At 72.1% G+C, this 16,078-nt stretch carries 15 protein-coding genes and 2 pseudogenes; 2 read left to right on the top strand and 15 right to left on the bottom strand.

All coding sequences use genetic code 11. The features are described 5' to 3' along the window. Window positions 1-20 precede the first annotated feature (20 nt). The 5 genes and pseudogenes from ACWC9R_RS02225 to ACWC9R_RS02205 form a co-directional block, all read right to left on the bottom strand. On the bottom strand, window positions 21-485 hold the full coding sequence (locus tag ACWC9R_RS02225; protein WP_362606394.1) for a hypothetical protein: 465 nt from the start codon (window positions 483-485) through the stop codon (window positions 21-23). Between the two features lie 259 nt (window positions 486-744). Continuing rightward, the gene (locus tag ACWC9R_RS02220; RefSeq protein ID WP_450728157.1) at window positions 745-1,113 is read right to left on the bottom strand and encodes a hypothetical protein; all 369 of its coding nucleotides are present in this window, start codon (window positions 1,111-1,113) and stop codon (window positions 745-747) included. A gap of 91 nt (window positions 1,114-1,204) precedes the next feature. Next, the gene (locus ACWC9R_RS02215) at window positions 1,205-2,002 is read right to left on the bottom strand and encodes a maleylpyruvate isomerase family mycothiol-dependent enzyme (RefSeq protein ID WP_450728155.1); all 798 of its coding nucleotides are present in this window, start codon (window positions 2,000-2,002) and stop codon (window positions 1,205-1,207) included. A gap of 36 nt (window positions 2,003-2,038) precedes the next feature. Then, a pseudogene (locus ACWC9R_RS02210) lies at window positions 2,039-3,472 on the bottom strand (amino acid permease); the annotation flags it as partial. Window positions 3,473-3,745: 273 nt separating this feature from the next. Then, the gene (locus ACWC9R_RS02205; protein WP_450728153.1) at window positions 3,746-4,144 is read right to left on the bottom strand and encodes an RDD family protein; all 399 of its coding nucleotides are present in this window, start codon (window positions 4,142-4,144) and stop codon (window positions 3,746-3,748) included. Between the two features lie 54 nt (window positions 4,145-4,198). Here ACWC9R_RS02205 and ACWC9R_RS02200 point away from each other — a divergent pair, with 54 nt between their 5' ends. Beyond that, on the top strand, window positions 4,199-4,561 hold the full coding sequence (locus ACWC9R_RS02200; protein WP_450728151.1) for a hypothetical protein: 363 nt from the start codon (window positions 4,199-4,201) through the stop codon (window positions 4,559-4,561). A gap of 3 nt (window positions 4,562-4,564) precedes the next feature. Here ACWC9R_RS02200 and ACWC9R_RS02195 read toward each other — a convergent pair whose 3' ends face one another. The 7 genes from ACWC9R_RS02195 to ACWC9R_RS02165 form a co-directional block, all read right to left on the bottom strand. Next, window positions 4,565-5,509 carry an oxidoreductase gene (locus ACWC9R_RS02195; protein WP_450728149.1) on the bottom strand — a complete coding sequence of 315 codons (945 nt, stop codon included), beginning with the start codon at window positions 5,507-5,509 and terminating at the stop codon, window positions 4,565-4,567. Between the two features lie 225 nt (window positions 5,510-5,734). Further along, window positions 5,735-6,040 (bottom strand): ArsR/SmtB family transcription factor, encoded by a 306-nt coding sequence (locus tag ACWC9R_RS02190; RefSeq protein WP_018088131.1) that lies wholly within the window; start codon window positions 6,038-6,040, stop codon window positions 5,735-5,737. Window positions 6,041-6,177: 137 nt separating this feature from the next. Further along, window positions 6,178-6,693, bottom strand: a complete 516-nt coding sequence (locus ACWC9R_RS02185; RefSeq protein WP_450728147.1) for an SRPBCC family protein — start codon at window positions 6,691-6,693, stop codon at window positions 6,178-6,180. A 161-nt stretch (window positions 6,694-6,854) separates the two neighbouring features. Continuing rightward, window positions 6,855-7,277, bottom strand: a complete 423-nt coding sequence (gene nirD, locus ACWC9R_RS02180; protein ID WP_450728145.1) for a nitrite reductase small subunit NirD — start codon at window positions 7,275-7,277, stop codon at window positions 6,855-6,857. After that, on the bottom strand, window positions 7,277-9,931 hold the full coding sequence (nirB, locus tag ACWC9R_RS02175) for a nitrite reductase large subunit NirB (protein WP_450728143.1): 2,655 nt from the start codon (window positions 9,929-9,931) through the stop codon (window positions 7,277-7,279). The genes nirD and nirB overlap by 1 nt, the downstream gene beginning before the upstream one ends. Window positions 9,932-10,080: 149 nt before the next feature. Further along, a complete protein-coding gene (locus ACWC9R_RS02170) occupies window positions 10,081-12,111 on the bottom strand; it encodes a glycoside hydrolase (RefSeq protein ID WP_450728141.1) in 2,031 nt (676 codons plus the stop codon). A gap of 299 nt (window positions 12,112-12,410) precedes the next feature. Further along, window positions 12,411-13,091, bottom strand: a complete 681-nt coding sequence (locus tag ACWC9R_RS02165) for a DUF899 family protein (RefSeq protein ID WP_450728139.1) — start codon at window positions 13,089-13,091, stop codon at window positions 12,411-12,413. A gap of 475 nt (window positions 13,092-13,566) precedes the next feature. On the opposite strand from ACWC9R_RS02165, the gene ACWC9R_RS02160 reads away from it, so the two are divergent. Then, entirely contained in the window at window positions 13,567-14,328 is a 762-nt protein-coding gene (locus ACWC9R_RS02160) for a hypothetical protein (RefSeq protein ID WP_450728137.1), read from the top strand. Window positions 14,329-14,368: 40 nt separating this feature from the next. Here the strand turns inward: ACWC9R_RS02160 and ACWC9R_RS02155 are convergent. The 3 genes and pseudogenes from ACWC9R_RS02155 to ACWC9R_RS02145 all read right to left on the bottom strand — a co-directional run. Then, a pseudogene (locus tag ACWC9R_RS02155) lies at window positions 14,369-14,794 on the bottom strand (VOC family protein); the annotation flags it as partial. A gap of 66 nt (window positions 14,795-14,860) precedes the next feature. Then, complete coding sequence (locus ACWC9R_RS02150) at window positions 14,861-15,214, bottom strand: DUF397 domain-containing protein (protein ID WP_450728135.1); 354 nt, start codon at window positions 15,212-15,214, stop codon at window positions 14,861-14,863. Continuing rightward, window positions 15,211-16,047: a helix-turn-helix domain-containing protein gene (locus ACWC9R_RS02145; protein WP_450728133.1), complete on the bottom strand. Its 837-nt coding sequence runs from the start codon at window positions 16,045-16,047 to the stop codon at window positions 15,211-15,213. Before ACWC9R_RS02145 ends, ACWC9R_RS02150 begins: the two co-directional genes overlap by 4 nt. Window positions 16,048-16,078 lie beyond the last annotated feature (31 nt).

Raw genomic sequence — 16,078 nt, 5'->3', positions numbered from 1 at the left:
TACCGGCCGATGCCGGTTGCCTAGTGCTTGACTTGCGTGATCGAGGTGCGGACCGTGCCGTCGACCGTCGGGTCCTGCCACGCCCGGTCGTTCTTGACCTGGTGCTTCATCAGGGAGTCGGTGAAGTCCTCGTTCTCCGCGTGGTTCTTGGACATCGACGTCAGCGCCCGGCCGATTTCCTTGAGCTTCGCGACGAGATGGCCCATCGACTCGTTCATGCCGTCCCGCACGCCCTCATAGACGACGCCGAAGTTCTCGCCGAGTTCGTCATCGCCCCACGGCGGAGCGCCGTCCTTGCTGTTGAACGTCAGCAGACCACTCAGGAACTGCTCGCCCTGCGACTTCTCCGGCGGTGGCTTCTCGTTGCCGTCGCTGGGGGGCCCGGCGTTCAGCTCATGCAGGCGGTCCATCATCCGCGCGACGGAGGAGGCGAAGTCGTCGCTGAGCTTGACGAAATTCGTCCCCTCGGCCTTGAGGCTTTCCACGTCTGTCTGGAAACCGCCGGCGCCTGCCATAACGTCCCCCGCGTTCGCAATGGTTACTCCGTAAGATTCTGGCCAAAGCTTAACGGGCGCGGTTGCCCCTTCGCCAGGTCCCCTGTAACCGCCAACCGCGCCGAGAGCAGCGCCGGTTCAAGCTGCCTGCCTCGTGACAGACCGCCACCGCGGGCCTCAAGCAGGGAAGGGCCAACTCACATCCGCGGCGGCCAGCGGGGATCAGCGACCAGTACCCCACTGCCGAGGATCAGGAGGTTTTCCGGTCGCGCAAGCGGTGGTAGAGCTCCACGGCCGGCTCCGGGGGGAAGTTGGGCAGGAAGGACACCTCGCCGTCGGACTTGGCGATGACGACGTTGCTGCCGCCGGGCTCCGCGGGTGGGGCGGTGGGGTCCTCGGGGAGGGGCCAGCCGGCGTGGATCAGGTAGCCGATGTCGAATTCGTGGACGAACAGTTCGGCGGGGCCGCCCGGTGAGCCTACCTCGGGGAAGTGCCGGCGGCCGATCTCCAGTGCCTCGTCCGCGGTCGCCGGGACGGGCTGCGGGCCGGTCTGCGGGGGGAGCGGGGGCGGCGTGGGGGGCAGGCCCGGGGTGCCGGCCGACGGGTCTGAATCGGTCATGTTCTGACTCCCTGGTACTGGACGCGCGGATGAGGGTCAACCTAACTCACGCTGCCATGGCCCGATCGGTTCGCCTTCGGTGCCGGGCGACTCACCCGAAGAGCACATAGGACAGCCAGAATTCCAGCAGTTCGGCGTCGCCGGTGATCTCGTAGGTGTCGTTGTCGGCGGGGGCGCGGCCGTAGATGAGGAGCAGCAGGTCGGTCAGGGGGGCGTGGACGGAGACGGTGGCGGGTTTCTGGGTGCGGTGCCAGGTGAGGGTGTTGCCGGTGAGGTCGACGAGCCAGTCGGCGGCGGCTTCCGGCGGGGTGTCCGTGGCGTGGAAGTGGAGGGTGCGGCCGGGGCCGAGGAGGGCGCGCCGGTCGGGGTGGAGGTCGAACATCTCGGGCAGGGAGCCCAGTTCCATCCACTCGTCGAGGCAGTCGAGGGCGACCCGCTGGTCGAGGGTGAAGTCCGTGCCGAGGGTCAGGGTGACGTCGGCCCGGTGCATGACCGTCTCGTGGGCCATGCGGCGGGCGAAGAAGCGCGGGGAGCCGGAGGGGAGCGGGGTCCAGATCCGGGCGTCGGGGCCCGCGGCGCGGAGCGTGTCCGCGAGGAGGCGGGCGCCCTCGGTGAGCCAGGCGGCGAGTGCGGCCGGGGTCTGGGTGGTCTCGCGGGGGAGGTCCCGGAGTGCGGTGTCGGGCGGGGGCTCGGTCGCCCGGGTCCGGACGACCTCAGCGACCCAGCGGTGGGCCTCGCCCAGATGCCGGAGCAGCTGGGCGAGGTTCCATTCGGGGCAGGACGGCACGGCGGCCGCCAGAGAGGTGCCCTCGTCGAGGACGGCGGTCAGCAGGTCGGCCTGGTCGACGATTTCGGCGCAGTGGGCCTCGTAGTCCATGGGGGCGTGCATGGCGTCACGGTAGATGCCATGACGGACAAAGCGCCGTTACGGCGGGGAAACGGGCGCCGTCAGGCGGAAGCGCAGGCGGCAGATCACGGCGTCGGTGTCCCGGCGTACCGCGTGTGCGACGACCGCGCCGCGCTGGTTCTGGAGCAGGCGCTGCCAGAGGTGCGCGGGCTCGGCCTCCGGTATCAGCACGGTGATGCGGGTGCCGGGCCGGCGGGTCGCGAGGCCGTTGACGTACGCGGCGACGGGGCGGCCGAGGGAGCGGGTGGGCGAGGGCAGTTCGAGGAGGTCCACGCCGGGGTCCCAGAGTTCCCAGTCGCGGCGGAGGGCCTCGGTGGCGGGGCGGTCCTCGGGGGTGTCGTGGGTGACGGTGACCGCGACCACCTCGTCGCCGAGGGACACCGCCGCGTTCAGGGCCTCGCAGGTGAGCCGGGAGAGGTGCGACACGGGGATGACGACCAGCGAGCGGGCGCGGCGCGGGGGTTCGGGGAGGCGGCCCAGGCCCAGGCGGGCGCCGATCCGGGCGTAGGCGCGGTGCACCGCCTCGAAGGCCAGGACCAGGAGGGGCAGGGCGACGACGATCAGCCAGGCGCCCTCGGTGAACTTGGTGGCGGTGACGACGACCGCCGAGACGCCGGTGAGCAGGGCGCCGGCACCGTTCAGCAGCGCCTTGGCGTGCCAGCGGGGGGAGCGTTCGCGCCGCCAGTGGCGGACCATCCCGGTCTGGCAGAGGGTGAAGCCGACGAAGACTCCGATGGCGAACAGCGGGACGAGGGTGTTCGTGTCGCAGCCGGAGAGGACGAGCAGCGCGGCGGCGACGGCGGCGAGTGCCAGCACGCCGTGCCGGCGCACCTGGCGGTCCGCCTTCAGGCCGAAGACGTGCGGGAGGTGGTTGTCCCGGGCCAGCAGGCCCATCAGGACGGGCAGGCCGCCGAAGGAGGTGTTCGCGGCGAGGGCCGGCAGCACCATGGTGGCGAACTGGACGACGTAGAACGCGGCGTGGTGGCCGAGGGAGGCGTCCGCGAGCTGGGCGAGGACGGTGACGCCTTCGACCGGCTGGAGGTGGAAGCGGCCGATGAGGACGGACAGCCCGATCAGCATCACCCCGAGCAGCACCCCGAGTGCGACCTCGGTGCGCTGGGCGCGCCGGGCCGCCGGTGCGCGGAAGGACGGCACCGCGTTGGCCACCGCCTCGACGCCCGTCAGCGCCGAGCAGCCGGCCGCGAACGCCTTGAGCAGCAGCAGGGCGCCCACCGCGATGGCGTTGTCGGCGAGGGCGGAGGCGTGTCCGTCGGCGCTGGTGGTGGCGGCCGGGGCGGAGCGGAGGAGCCCGGCGGCGATCACCGTCAGGATGGCGCCGACGAAGACGGCGGTGGGCACGAGGAAGGCCTTCGCCGTGTCGACGATGCCGCGCAGGTTGAGGGCGGTGAGAAGGACGAGGACGGCCAGGCAGAGCGCCGTCCGGCCGTCGTACCTCCGGCCGGCCGTCGGGCTGGGACACCTGCGGCATCGTGCGTCGTACCTCCGTGCGTGCCGTGCGGGACCAGGCCGGCGTGCGGGGCGCGCGGGCCGCCGCCGCGGGCCTTGGCGGCCCCTTGGCGGACGGCGGCCCGTTCTTCACGGGTTCTTGACGCGGGGGAGGGCGGTGAGTTGGGGGGGGAGGGCGGGGCGCCGTGAGGGTCTCCCGGCAGGGTGGTGCCTGCCCGGCGTGCCCGGCGTACGGCCGCGGCCCGCCGCCGGCCCAGCTCAGCTGAGGGGTGCCCCGAGTGCCGCCCTCAGGTCACGGAAGCGGACCAGCCGGACCCCGCAGAAGTCATCGGGGTCGTCCTCCAGGTTGAAGCAGGCGGCGATGATCCAGACCACCAGGAAGAGGTAGCCGCCCAGCCAGCGGCGGAAGAGGCGGGGGGCCCGCGGCCGGCTGGCGTCCGTCTCGAGGACGACACGGGTACGGGTCGCGAACTTGCCCAGGCTCGCGCCCGCGATCCGGGTCAGCACCACATGGTTGAGGAACGAGAGGCCGAAGCCCGCGCCCGCGACCGCGTAGAAGGTCTGCAGGCCGGGCAGGTCGGCGGCGGAGCTGAGCGCGACGTACGCGGCGGTCAGGGCCAGCAGCCCGTCGAGGAGGATCGCCCCGAACCGGCGCATGGTGTCCGCCTCTTCGGGGACGCGCACGGCCGCGGCGCGCGGAGCGTACGGGTCGTGGGGAGCGGGCTGCTGGGCATACGGGTGCTGCGGCCCCTGAGAGGGATGCGGCGCACCCTGAGAGGGATACGGGGCGCCCTGATAGGGGTGCTGCGGCTCCTGGTACGGGTGCTGCTGTCCCTGATACGGCTGCTGGTACCCCTGATACGGGGGTTGCTGACCCTGCTGCGGACCCTGGTAGGGAGGCTGCTGACCCTGGTAGGGGTGCTGCGGCGCCTGCGGCTGTTGTGGTGCCTGCGGCTGCTGCTGGGCATACGGGTGAGGCTGGTGCGGATAGGGAGGCGGCGGCCCCGGCTGGGAGGGCTGCTGTGGAGGGAAAGGTCGCTCGTACACGGGTACGGATCTTTCCATGCCCCGTAGGGGTCAGAACGCCGCGGCGGGCCGGGAGAAGTCGTAGCGGACACCGGTGAGTTGCTCCGAGGCGGCCCACAGGCGCTCGCTGTTGGCGTCCTTCTTGGTCCACGGTGCGCGGAAGGACTGGGCGGGCGCGCCGCGCAGTCCGCTGCGCGGGCCGATGAAGGAGTCCGGCCGCATGTGCGGGGCGGTGGCCGCGCAGAGGGTGCCCAGGGCGCCGCCGTCCGGGGATTGCGCGACGAGGCGGTTGGCGAGTTCGATGGCCCGCTCGGCGGAGCTGCGGCCCTCCATCCGGGCGCCCGCGGTCTGGAGGTTGGTGGAGGCGTAGCCGGGGTGCGAGGCGGCCGGCACGACCTGTGAACCGGCCGCGGCCAGCCGCCGGGCCAGCTCGTGGACGAACAGGAGGTTGGCGCTCTTGGAGCGGGCGTAGGCGATCCAGCGGCGATAGGAGTGCTCGCTGTTGAGGTCGCTGTGGTCGAGGTCGGCGAGGGCGTGCAGCATGCTGGAGACGGTGACGACCCGGGCGCCGGGCGTGGCGAGGAGCTTGGGCAGCAGCAGCCCGGTCAGTGCGAAGTGACCGAGGTGGTTGGTGCCGAACTGCATCTCGAAGCCGTCGGCGGTGGTGCGGTGCGGCAGGGCCATCACCCCCGCGTTGTTGATGAGCAGGTCGAGGCGGTCGCCGTCGAAGTCGTCGAGGGCGGCGGCGAAGTCGCGTACGGAGGACAGGTCGGCCAGGTCGAGCGGCCGGAACTCGGCCTCGGCGGTGGGCACTTCGGCGCGCAGCCGGTCCAGGGCGGCGATCCCGCGCGTCTCGCTACGGCAGGCCAGCAGGACACGGGCGCCCTGGCGGGCCAGTTCGCGTGCGGTGACATAGCCGATGCCGCTGTTCGCGCCCGTGACGACTGCCGAGCGGCCCGTCTGGTCGGGGATATGGCTGGTGTTCCACCTGGTCACGCCTGCGCTCCTCCGTAGGGGGGCAACCAGGTTACGCCGCGTGCTGGGACGGATGGGGCCGGAGGGGCGGAGGAGGGGCGGAGGCGACGGCCGCGGCGCGCCCGGACCCCCGGCCGCCACCACCCCCACGTCCGCGACGGCCCCACCCACCGGGGGACGCCCCCACCGAGGGCCCCGAGAGACGCCCCCACCACAGAACGCCCGTCGTGACCGCCCCGCCCAGGCTCACTCCCCTTCGGCGAGGCGCTTGATGGCCGAGAGGCGGGTGTCCCAGGCGGCGGCCACCCGGTCCATCCACCGGGCGGTGACCCCCAGCCGCTCCGGGATGACCCGGTAGCGGGCTTCCCTGCCCTCCCGGTGGCCGGCGACCAGACCGGCCCGGTCCAGGACGCCCAGGTGTTTGACGATGGCCTGGCGGCTGACGGGGAGTTCCGCCGCCAGGACCGTGGCGGTCGCCTCGCCGTGGGCGGCGAGGGCGTCGAGTATCCGGCGCCGGGTCGGGTCCGCCAGGGCGGCGAACACCTCCGCCACGGCGTCCCCGCCCGCGCCGGGGCCCGCGCCCGCGTGACGCTCCGGCCCTGCTCCGGCCCCGGCGTCCGGTCCTGCTCCGGCCCCGGCGTCCGGTCCTGCTTCCGCCCCGGCCTCCGGCCCCGGCGCTGCCTTCTTCGTCATGCCGCGAGCTGCTCCGTGTACCGCCGGATGTTCTCCACCTGGCCGGACCAGCCCGCCGAGTGGCTCTCGTAACCGGCCGTCTTCCGCCGCTCCTCGGGGATGGTGAGCGCGGCGAATCCGGTCTCCACGACGCGCAGCCGGGTGCCGTCGCCCTCCGGGGTGAGCGTGAACTCGACGAGGGTGGAGTTGCCCTCGGTCGCCACCTCGCCCGGGAAGGCGCTGGCCCAGCGGTACGAGAAGCGGTGCGGCGGGTCCACGGTCACGACGGTGGTCGGGAACTGGCCGTACTCGCCGTGGTCGAGCCGCATGATGCCGCCCGGCCGCAGGTCGACCGGTGTGGGCTCGCCCTGCCCGAACCACGAGCCGACATGCTCCGGCTCGGTGAGCACGGCCCAGACCCGCTCGACGGGCGCGGCGATGCTGATCTCCCGCTCGATACGGTCCTGGCCGCCGCCGCTGCCCGTGCCCCCGTCGGTGCCGGTGCCGGTGTTCTGGTTGCCGTCGGTGCTCATGACGTGCGCCTCCTGCCGTTCTCGGGTCGGCCGCTGAAGCCTTACGTGCTACCCAAGGGTTGCACGTAGGCGAAGGAGGTGCAACCGAAAGGTTGCGCGTTAGTCCCGGCGGCCGCGAGCGACGACCACCCGGCCACCCCGCCCCGCACGCCCCGCCTGCCCTACACGCCCTGCCCGCCTCGCGCGCCCCGCCGGCCCGGCACGCTCCGTACGCGATACGTCGGTACCGACACCGACGGATCGTCCAGGCAGCTCCCCGACGCCAGGTCGAAACGCTGCTTGAGCAGGGGCGATGCCACGAACGGGCGGCCGTCGGCGGAGCCGGTCAGGCCGCGGGAGAGGACCTGGGCGCCGGTGAACGGGTCGCGGTTGGCGATCGCGTAGGTCTGCCCGGCGCGGTCGGCGAAGAGCGCGGCCTGGGTGCCGTCCGGGAGGAGCGCGGCGACACCGCGCCCCGGGATGAGGTCGGCCGGCGCGCAGACCGCGACCCAGCCCTCGGGGCAACGGATCTCGACCGTGGCGGCCGTGGTGGCGGCCTCGATGTCTTTCTCGGTGCAGGTGAGCGAAGCGGTGGCGGTGGTCATCAGACGGAGATCCCTTCCAGGGTGCGAACGGGCAGGGTCGGCCCGGCCAGCAGCGTCAGGTCCGGCTTGACCTGGTCGCGTTCCGGCACGAAGCGGACGGACGGGTCGGGCGCGTCGGGCGCGTTGACGAAGGAGACGAAGCGGGCCAGCCGCTCCGGGTCGGCGAGGGTCTCGGCCCACTCGTCGCGGTAGTGGGTGACATGGGCCGCCATCAGGGCTTCCAGCTCGTCGCACAGCCCCAGGGAGTCATGCACGACGACGTCCCGGACGTGGTCGAGGCCGCCCTCGATCCGCTCCAGCCAGGCGGAGGTGCGCTCCAGCCGGTCGGCGGTGCGGATGTAGAACATCAGGAAGCGGTCGATCAGGCGGATCAGCTCGGCGTCGGTCAGGTCCTGGGCGAGCAGGTCGGCGTGGCGCGGATCGGCGCCGCCGTTTCCGCCCACGTACAGGTTCCAGCCGTTGGAGGTGGCGATGACGCCGAAGTCCTTGCCGCGGGCCTCCGCGCACTCCCGCGCGCACCCGGACACCGCGGACTTCAGTTTGTGCGGGGAGCGCAGCCCCCGGTAGCGCAGCTCCAGGTCGATGGCCATACGGACCGAGTCCTGTACGCCGTAGCGGCACCAGGTCTGCCCCACACACGACTTCACGGTGCGCAGCGCCTTGCCGTACGCGTGCCCCGACTCGAAGCCCGCGTCCACCAACCGGGCCCACACCTGCGGGAGTTGGTCGACCCGGGCGCCGAAGAGGTCGATCCGCTGACCGCCTGTGATCTTGGTGTAGAGGCCGAAGTCGCGGGCCACCTCACCGATCACGATCAGCTTGTCCGGGGTGATCTCCCCGCCGGGGATGCGGGGCACGATCGAGTACGAGCCGTTGCGCTGGAGGTTGGCGAGGAAGTGGTCGTTGGTGTCCTGGAGGGCGGCCTGTTCGCCGTCGAGGACGTAGCCGTCGGCGCCGACACTGGGCGCGAGGGAGGCGATGATCGAACCGACGGTGGGCTTGCAGATCTCGCAGCCGTCACCGTTCCTGGCCTCCGGGCGGCCGTGCGAGTCCAGCAGCGCGGCGAAGGACGTCAGCCGCAGGGTGCGGACGATCTCGTAGAGCTCGGCGCGGGTGTGCGGGAAACAGCCGCACAGCCCGGTGTCGAGGGTGGCGCCGGACGCGGTCAGCTCGTCGTTCATCACGGCGGTCAGCGACTTCACGCAACTGCCGCAGCCGGTACCGGCCTTGGTGCACTTCTTGATCTCGGGCAGCGTCCCGCAGGAGTGCTCGGTGACCGCCGCCCGGACCGTCCCCTTGGTCACGTTGTGGCAGTTGCACAGCACCGCGCCGTCCGGCAGCGCGGACGGGCCGAGCGCGGCGCCCCCGCCCTCGGCCCCGGCGGGCAGCACCAGCTGCTCGGGCGGCACCGGCGGCACGCTGCCGGTCAGCGGCCGCAGCATGCCGTACGCCTCGGCGTCACCGACCAGCACCCCGCCCAGCAGCTCGCCCGCGGCGCCGATCACCAGCTTCTTGTAGACGCCGCTGCGGGCGTCCGCGTAGACCACGTCGAGGCAGCCGTCGGTGGTGCCCTGCGCGTCGCCGAAGGAGGCGACGTCCACCCCGAGCAGCTTGAGCTTGGTGGACAGGTCGGCGCCGGTGAAGCCCTCGGACGCCCCGGTGCCGGCGCCGAGGGTGTCGGCGAGGGTGGCGGCGGCCGCGCGGGCCATGTCGTAGCCCGGCGCGACCAGTCCGTAGACCCGGCCGTCGGCGGCCAGCGCGCACTCGCCGATCGCGTACACGGCCGGGTCGGCGGTGCGGCACCGCTCGTCGACGACGACGCCGCCGCGGTCGCCGACCGGCAGCCCGCAGTCCCGGGCGAGCTGGTCGCGGGGCCGGACACCGGCCGAGAAGACCACCAGATCGGTCTCGATACGGGAGTCGTCCGACAGGCCCATGGCGGTCACCGCACCGGCCCCGTCCGCGACGATCTCCTTGCCGCCGACGCCGGTGTGCACCTCCAGGCCCATCTCCTCGACGGTACGGCGCAGCGCGCGGCCGCCGCCCTCGTCGACCTGGAGGGCCATCAGCCGCGGCGCGAACTCCACGATGTGGGTGCGCAGCCCCAGCCCCTTCAGCGCCCCGGCCGCCTCCAGGCCGAGCAGCCCGCCGCCGACGACCACGCCGGTGCGGGCGTGCTTCGCGTACTCCTCGATGGCGAACAGGTCGTCGAGGGTGCGGTAGACGAAACAGCCCGCGCTGTCCTTGCCGGGCACCGGCGGGACGAACGGGTAGGAGCCGGTGGCCAGCACCAGGGCGTCGTAGCGGACGGTCAGGCCACTACGGGCGGTGACCGTGCGGGCCTCGCGGTCGACGGCGGTGGCGGGGTCGCCGAGGTGCAGTTCGATGCCGTGCCGGGCCATGAAGTCCGGGTCGACGAGACTCAGGTCGTCCGGGGTGCGGCCGGCGAAGTACGACGTCAGCTGGACGCGGTCGTAGGCCGGGCGGGGCTCCTCGCACAGCACGACCACCCGCGCCCGCCCGGTGACACCGCGGTCGGCCAGCTCCTCCAGGAAGCGCTGGCCGACCATGCCGTGGCCGACGAGAACGAGGGTGGGGGCGGTGCCAGGCGCGGCGGCTGGCGTGGCTTCCGGGTGCGGCGGCATCGAGGTCATGTTCAGCAGCCTGCGGCCCTGCTGTTACCCGCCCGCATCTGCTCTGTTTCCCGGGCGGAACGCTGCCCTCAGTGGCGCGCGGACGGCCGTGTGAGGGCGGGGAACCCGTAGGGGGGCGGACCACTCCGGCCCGCCCCTGCCCCTCAGGGTCAGCCCTGAGGCTGCGCCGGGCACAGCCGCCGCGGCTGCTTGTCGGTGCGCAGCCGGGCGTCGACACAGCCGCCCGGCAGGCCGTCGTGGGCGCGGCTGCCGAAGTTGGCGGTGACGGTCAGCGCACCGTCCCCGAAGACCGTGCGCTGTACGCCGCGGTCACCGGTCAGCCACCGGAACGAGGTCAGCTGCTCGGTTCCGGCCGCCCGGTGCAGCGGCGAGAAGTACTTCTGCAGCCTGGCCAGCTCGCGCCCGTTCTTCTCCAGCGTCGGGCCGTCGAGGACGTAGTTGAGCGGGGTGTTGTAGAGCATCGCCAGCAGCGCCCGGCTGGTCTTCTGGTCCGGCAGCTTCTCGTAGGACAGCTCCCACCGCTCGGCGTTGACCAGCGAGCCGTGCAGCGCGGTCTCGTACAGGGGCACCCGGTACGTGGGGTCGTACATGGCCGTGGCCAGCTCGGCGGGCAGCTTCACCGGCTTGAAGAAGATGCTCGGGGCCTTCTCCGGGTAGTAGCCGCCCCAGTTCTCGCGGTCCTTCTCCAGCTTCCACAGGCCGTCGGCGGCCGGGGTGCCCGAGCCGTGGTCGTAGGCCACCACCTTGTTGGCCCAGGCCTGCGCGGACTCCGAGCCGAGGACGAGGTTCTTCGACAGCCGCCGCATCCGCGCGAGCCGCATCTCACGGTCACCGGCCTTGGTCATCTCATGGCCCTTGCCGTGGTCGCGGAACACCTCACCCGTCGCGTCCACGTCGAGGAAGTAGCTGTCCGCGCCGTTGGCGACCATCGTGCGGGTGCGGTCGGCGAGGTAGTGCCTGCCCGGCTCCGCCTTCTCGAAGGCGCGGGAGCTGAGGTAGCAGCCGCGGTCCCCGAACCCGCCCTCCGGGGTGCCGTCCGCCTTCCGTATACAGAAGTCGGGGTAGACCCGGCCGGGCCAGACCGAGGTGGGGCTGTCGGCGGTCTTCGGGTCCTGCCCGTTGGCGAAGGTGTCGTACGGGCCGACGAGGTAGCCCGCCTTCTTGGCGGCCCGCACCGCCGCGGCGTTCATCGGGTCCGGACCGGCGTCGTACCCGAGCCACATCCGGTCCACGCCCAGCTGCTTCATCCTGCCGACCCCGGAGGCGGTCCGGGCATCGCCCCATACATAGGCGTGGAAGGCGCCGAGCAGCTTGCCGTTGGCCGGGTTCTGCCGGATCTTCTGCCGCAGGCTGCCGAGCTGTCCGTGCTGGGCCAGGTAGGAGCGGTAGTCGGTGGCGGGGGCGACCGGGTTGCCGTCGGTCAGGGCGAAGGAGACCTCGTAGTCGCGGGTCCCCTCACCGGCGTCGAAGGCGTGCGCGGCGGTGGTGCGCAGCCGCCCGCCCGTGGAGGCGAAGCGGAGCGAGGTCCCGATGTCGGTGGGCGTCAGATAGCTGACACCGGCCCCGCCGCCGGAACCGCCCTTGCCGCCGCCCATGGAGTAGCCCCACAGCGGAAGCGAGAGCCCCTCGCCCACGTCGACGGAGCTGCCGTCCAGTCCGCCCTTCTCCGCCCCGCGGTTCCAGAACGCGTCCCGCACCGGCACGTCCAGGCCCTCCCCGCGCGGCAGTTGCAGGGCGGACGCGCCCCGGTCGGTACCGGTCACCGGCCAGCTGACCGACCCGTCACGGTCCGCCCGCAGCTTGATCCGCAGCCGCCCGCGCTCCGAACCGGCCGTCACCTTCAGCCCCTTGGCGGGGTACGTCCAGCTGGCCCCGTCGCCCGTCCGCGTCACCGGCCCCGGCTTCCCGAGCCCGCCGCCACCCGCCGGACCGGACAGCACCAGCTCCCGCGCGCCCGCGGTACGCGCGCTCACCGCCAGCGAGGCGGTGTCGACCACGGCCGTACCACCGGCCACCGGCAGTTCGAGCCGGCTGCCCTCCAGCGTGCCGGCCGAGGCACTGTCACATCCGGCCACCCCGAAGGTGGTCGCGGTGAGGGCCAGGGAGGCGGCGAGAACGCGGGTGGCGGTGGCCCGGCCACGGCCGGTGTCCCGAGGGGACCTGGAAACGTCGGATGTCATGAGGACTGGATAGTCCCGAGTCTTAAGAGGCTTCTAAGAAGCCGTCTCATACGGCGGGCCAGCGGCAGGAGACGAGGAGCCCCGCGCCGGGCCGCAGACGCCGTATACGCGGCAGGCTCCCGGGACTTGGTTCCGGGAGCCTGCTGGTAGAGGACGGCCGTCAGGGCTGCTGGGTCATGCGCGCCGGTCATGCGTGCACTCGGCACCGTTGGCTCCTGGTCACCGGGATACGAGAGCACCCACCGGTACACGCCGCATCGGCGATACGGAGGTTCCGCGCACGGACCTCCAACTCCCCCCTAGTAACGGAGCGAGGGGAACCAGTCGCCGCGGCCCCCGGGCGTGAGGTCGAGCAGGTGCCATACCGGGGTGAGCAGGTCGATGCCGCGCTGGTCGATGTCCTCGGCCATCCGGGGGTGCACCGAGTAGACGTGGCGCACCGCCCCGGTGTCGTCGCGGGTGAACACCGACACCGTCGAGTCCTGGCTGCCGTCGGCGTCCTCGCTGCCCAGGTCGTACTTGAAGGTGCTCGCCCCGGCGCTGAGCAGCCGCAGGTTCGTCCACTTCCGGTCGCGTGCGTAGGCGCGCAGCACCGGCAGCCCGGCCGCGGCGACGACGGCGAAGTCGACGTTCTGCGTGAGGTGGTCGACGACCCCGTTGAAGCCGTCGATCCACATCGTGCACATGGGGCAGGCCTGCTTCTGCTGCTTGCCGAACATGAAGTGGTAGACGATCAGGTCGCGTCCCGGCTCGCTGAACAGCTCGCTGAGCCGCACGGCCCTCGCCGGTTCGTCCCCGGCCTCCAGATCCGCGGGCCCCTCATCGAAGACGTAGTCGTCGACTACAGGCCCCAGCGGCAGCCGCCGCCGCAGCTCGGCGACCTGTTCGCGCCGGCGCATCAGCTCGATCTCGGCCTGCCGCAGCTCCTCGCGGGCCTCGGCGTACTCGGCAGGCTCCCCGGCAAGACGGGTCTGACGCATCGCATCTCCTGGAGGACTCCCGGCGCGCGGCCGCTCTCACCGGCCGCCATCCGCTGTGTCGCCATGGTCTGCGCGCGGACCGCACCTCGCCAGGTGGGGCGCCCGGACGGGGGACTCCCGGTGCCGTGCCGAAGGTGTTCCGCTGCCGAGTGTGATCCGGCGCCGAACGTGTCCGTTTGCCCGCCCCGGCCGGGCGGAGCGCGCCCCCGCGTCGCCCCCGCGTCGCCGCCCCGAACGGCCTCGGCCAAAGGCTGACGCAAAACCGTCGCTTTACCATTCATTGACTTGGTCTTGACCGTCAATTGCCGATAGCGTCCAGCCCAGATCGGGCGATCCCGGTCAGGGCCGACCCAGCGTCCGAGGCTTCCCGTGCCGCAGCCGAATCCGTGCTCAGGCCGTAGAGGTGGCCGGGCCGGCCCAGCACGTCATCTGCTCCCCGGCTCCCCGTGGGCCGTTGGATGTCACCGGAGGATGCATGACCTCTCGTATGGCTGCCGCCATCGCCACCTGCGCGCTGAGTCTCGGTGCCCTCGCCTCGGGTGCGGGCGCCGCCGCCGCGGCCCCGTCGGCCCCCGCCGGCGACGCGTCCTCGCTCCGGCCGGCGGTCGACGCGCGCGCCGCGGCCGTGGACCGCTGCGGCTACCAGGTGGTCCGCTCCCACGACTCCCGCTACGTCTACTCGGTGAGCGGGGTCTTCGGCGACGGCGCGCGCGAGCTGACGCCCCAGAAGGAGGACTACGTGAGGTTCTCCGGCGACTGGCGCAAGGTCGTCCAGGTCGACGCGTGCGCGGCCGGGCGCGGTCAGGCCCCCACCGCGCTCCGCGTCACAGGGAAGCTGGAGCGCCCGGAGAACTACGATCCGTCCGTACCGCGCACGATCCACAGCAACGACCTCAAGCCCGCCGCCTCTTCGGTGATCCCGAAGGCGCCGGAGCTGACGTCCGTCGACCGCCTCGACGCGGCCACTGTCCGCGTCACGTGGAAGCCCGCGCAGGGCAACCCGGACCAGGTCGTCCTGATGGAGCGCAAGCCCTTCTACTCCAGCGAGATCGGCATCTGGCACCCCTACACGTTCCAGTGGGACGTCCGGGCCGGTGCCACCTCGATGGACCGCAAGCTGGAGCGCGACGCCGACATTCCGTCCGATGCCCGCGCCCACTCCTACTGGACGCGCGTGATCAAGGGGGGCTTCGTCAGCGACCTGCGTGCCGAGAAGCCGGTCACCATCGAGCCGTAACCCCGCCTGCCCGGCACCGCTGCCGGGCGGCAACCAGCCGTCAGGAAGCGGAGCCGGCCTCCCGCAGCTCCTCCAGCCGCACGAGGCTGTCGCGGGCCGACTCCCTTTCCCCGGCGGTGAGATGGACGGCGTCGGCCCGGGTGAGCGCGGTCGCCCGGGCGCCGCTGTCGCCGAGCCGCCCGGCGACGTCCGCGCGCAGCACCAGGAGGCCGAGGAGCTGCACGGGCGTGGGCCGCTCGCCGAGGCGCAGAGCCCGGTCGATGACCTTGGCGGCCGCCAACGGGTCCTGCTTGGAGTCCGCCAGGAGCGACGCGTGATGCAGGGCGCGCGCGAAGGTCTCCTCGGGCGCGGGCCGGTGGTGCGGGTCCGCGCCCGTCGGCTGACCGATACGGAGGCAGTTGCCGCCCGGATCGGTCAGGAGGAACTGCCGCACCCCGTACGACATGTCCTTCAGCGGCCCGATCCGACGAACTGCAGCTCGATGCCGCCGCGCTCAAGCGGTTTTCCCGGTGGCCTGCTCCTGGGTGGCCCGTCAGGCGGTGAACTGCCCGCGCTTGACCGCCGAGACGAACGAGGACCAGTCGCGCGCGGGGAATATGAGCGCGGGTCCGTCCGGGGCCTTGCTGTCACGCACGGGGACGAGTCCGTGGGGTTCGGTGAGACCGCGGGAGAATTCGAGGCACTGGCCGCCGTTGGCGTCGCTGTGGGACGACTTGGCCCAGGTGAGGTCGCGCGTGAACTCGACGCACTCGCCGCCGTTGGCGTCGCTGTACGAGGACTTGAGCCAGGCGAAGTCGCGCGTGAACTCGATGCAGTCCCCGCCGCTGGCGTCGCTGTAGGACGACTTGAGCCACTCGGCTCCGGCGAGATTCAGGGCGGCGCTCATGCGCGGTACTCCTTCAGCAGAGTTTCGATCAAGGCCACTGATCGATCGGGGGCCAACGCGTGTGCCCTGAGCAGATCGTAGTCATCCAGAGCGGCGTCGACCGTTTGTGCGGAGTCGTGCATCCTGCCTCCTACCCGGGTCTCCGTATAGAGCACCGTGCGGGAGTCTGTGAAGCGGAGCACTGTAAAGGGCTTCGCGTGTGCGGCCGGAGCGCCTGCCGAGAACGGCATGACCTGGAGCTTGATGTTCGGTGTTGCGGCGGCGGTCAGCAGGTACTCAAGCTGCTCGGCCATAATCTCGGGTCCCCCTACGACCGTTCGTAGGCACGACTCATGCACGATGGCCCACAGGAAAGGCGGAGTGCTCAGCTCGAAGACTTCGCGTCGCCGCAGACGCGCGGCGACCTTGCTTTCGATCACCTCCGACTCTTCCCGGGAGAAGTACGCTTCGAAGATGGCCTGTGCGTAACTCTCCGTCTGGAGAAGGCCCTTCACGAGGCCCGTCGAGTAGTCCAGTATCCGCGACGCCTTCCGCTCCAGGTTCAGATACGGCACGAACCAGCTCGGGTGGTCGCCTTCCTCGATCCTCCGCAGCAACCCCGCGAACAACTCCCCCGTCCCGAAGGTGAGATCGCAGCCCTTGGCGAACTTCTCGCTGGGGCGGGGCAGGAGTGTGCCGGATTCGACCTTGCTGACGTAGCCCTCGGAGTAGCCGGTGGCCTTGCCCAGCTGCTTCTGGGTGAGTTTGCGGGCCAGTCGTACCTGTTTGATGTCGCGCCCGAAGCGTTGCAGCGGATTCAAGTGCTCGGGCGGGGTCGTTTCGTCCAACGCCATGACCTCTCGGCATGTGGATGCGTGCCGGTAC

The sequence above is a fragment of the Streptomyces sp. NPDC001219 genome (assembly GCF_053597915.1).
This window is presented reverse-complemented; position numbering and strand designations above follow the sequence as displayed.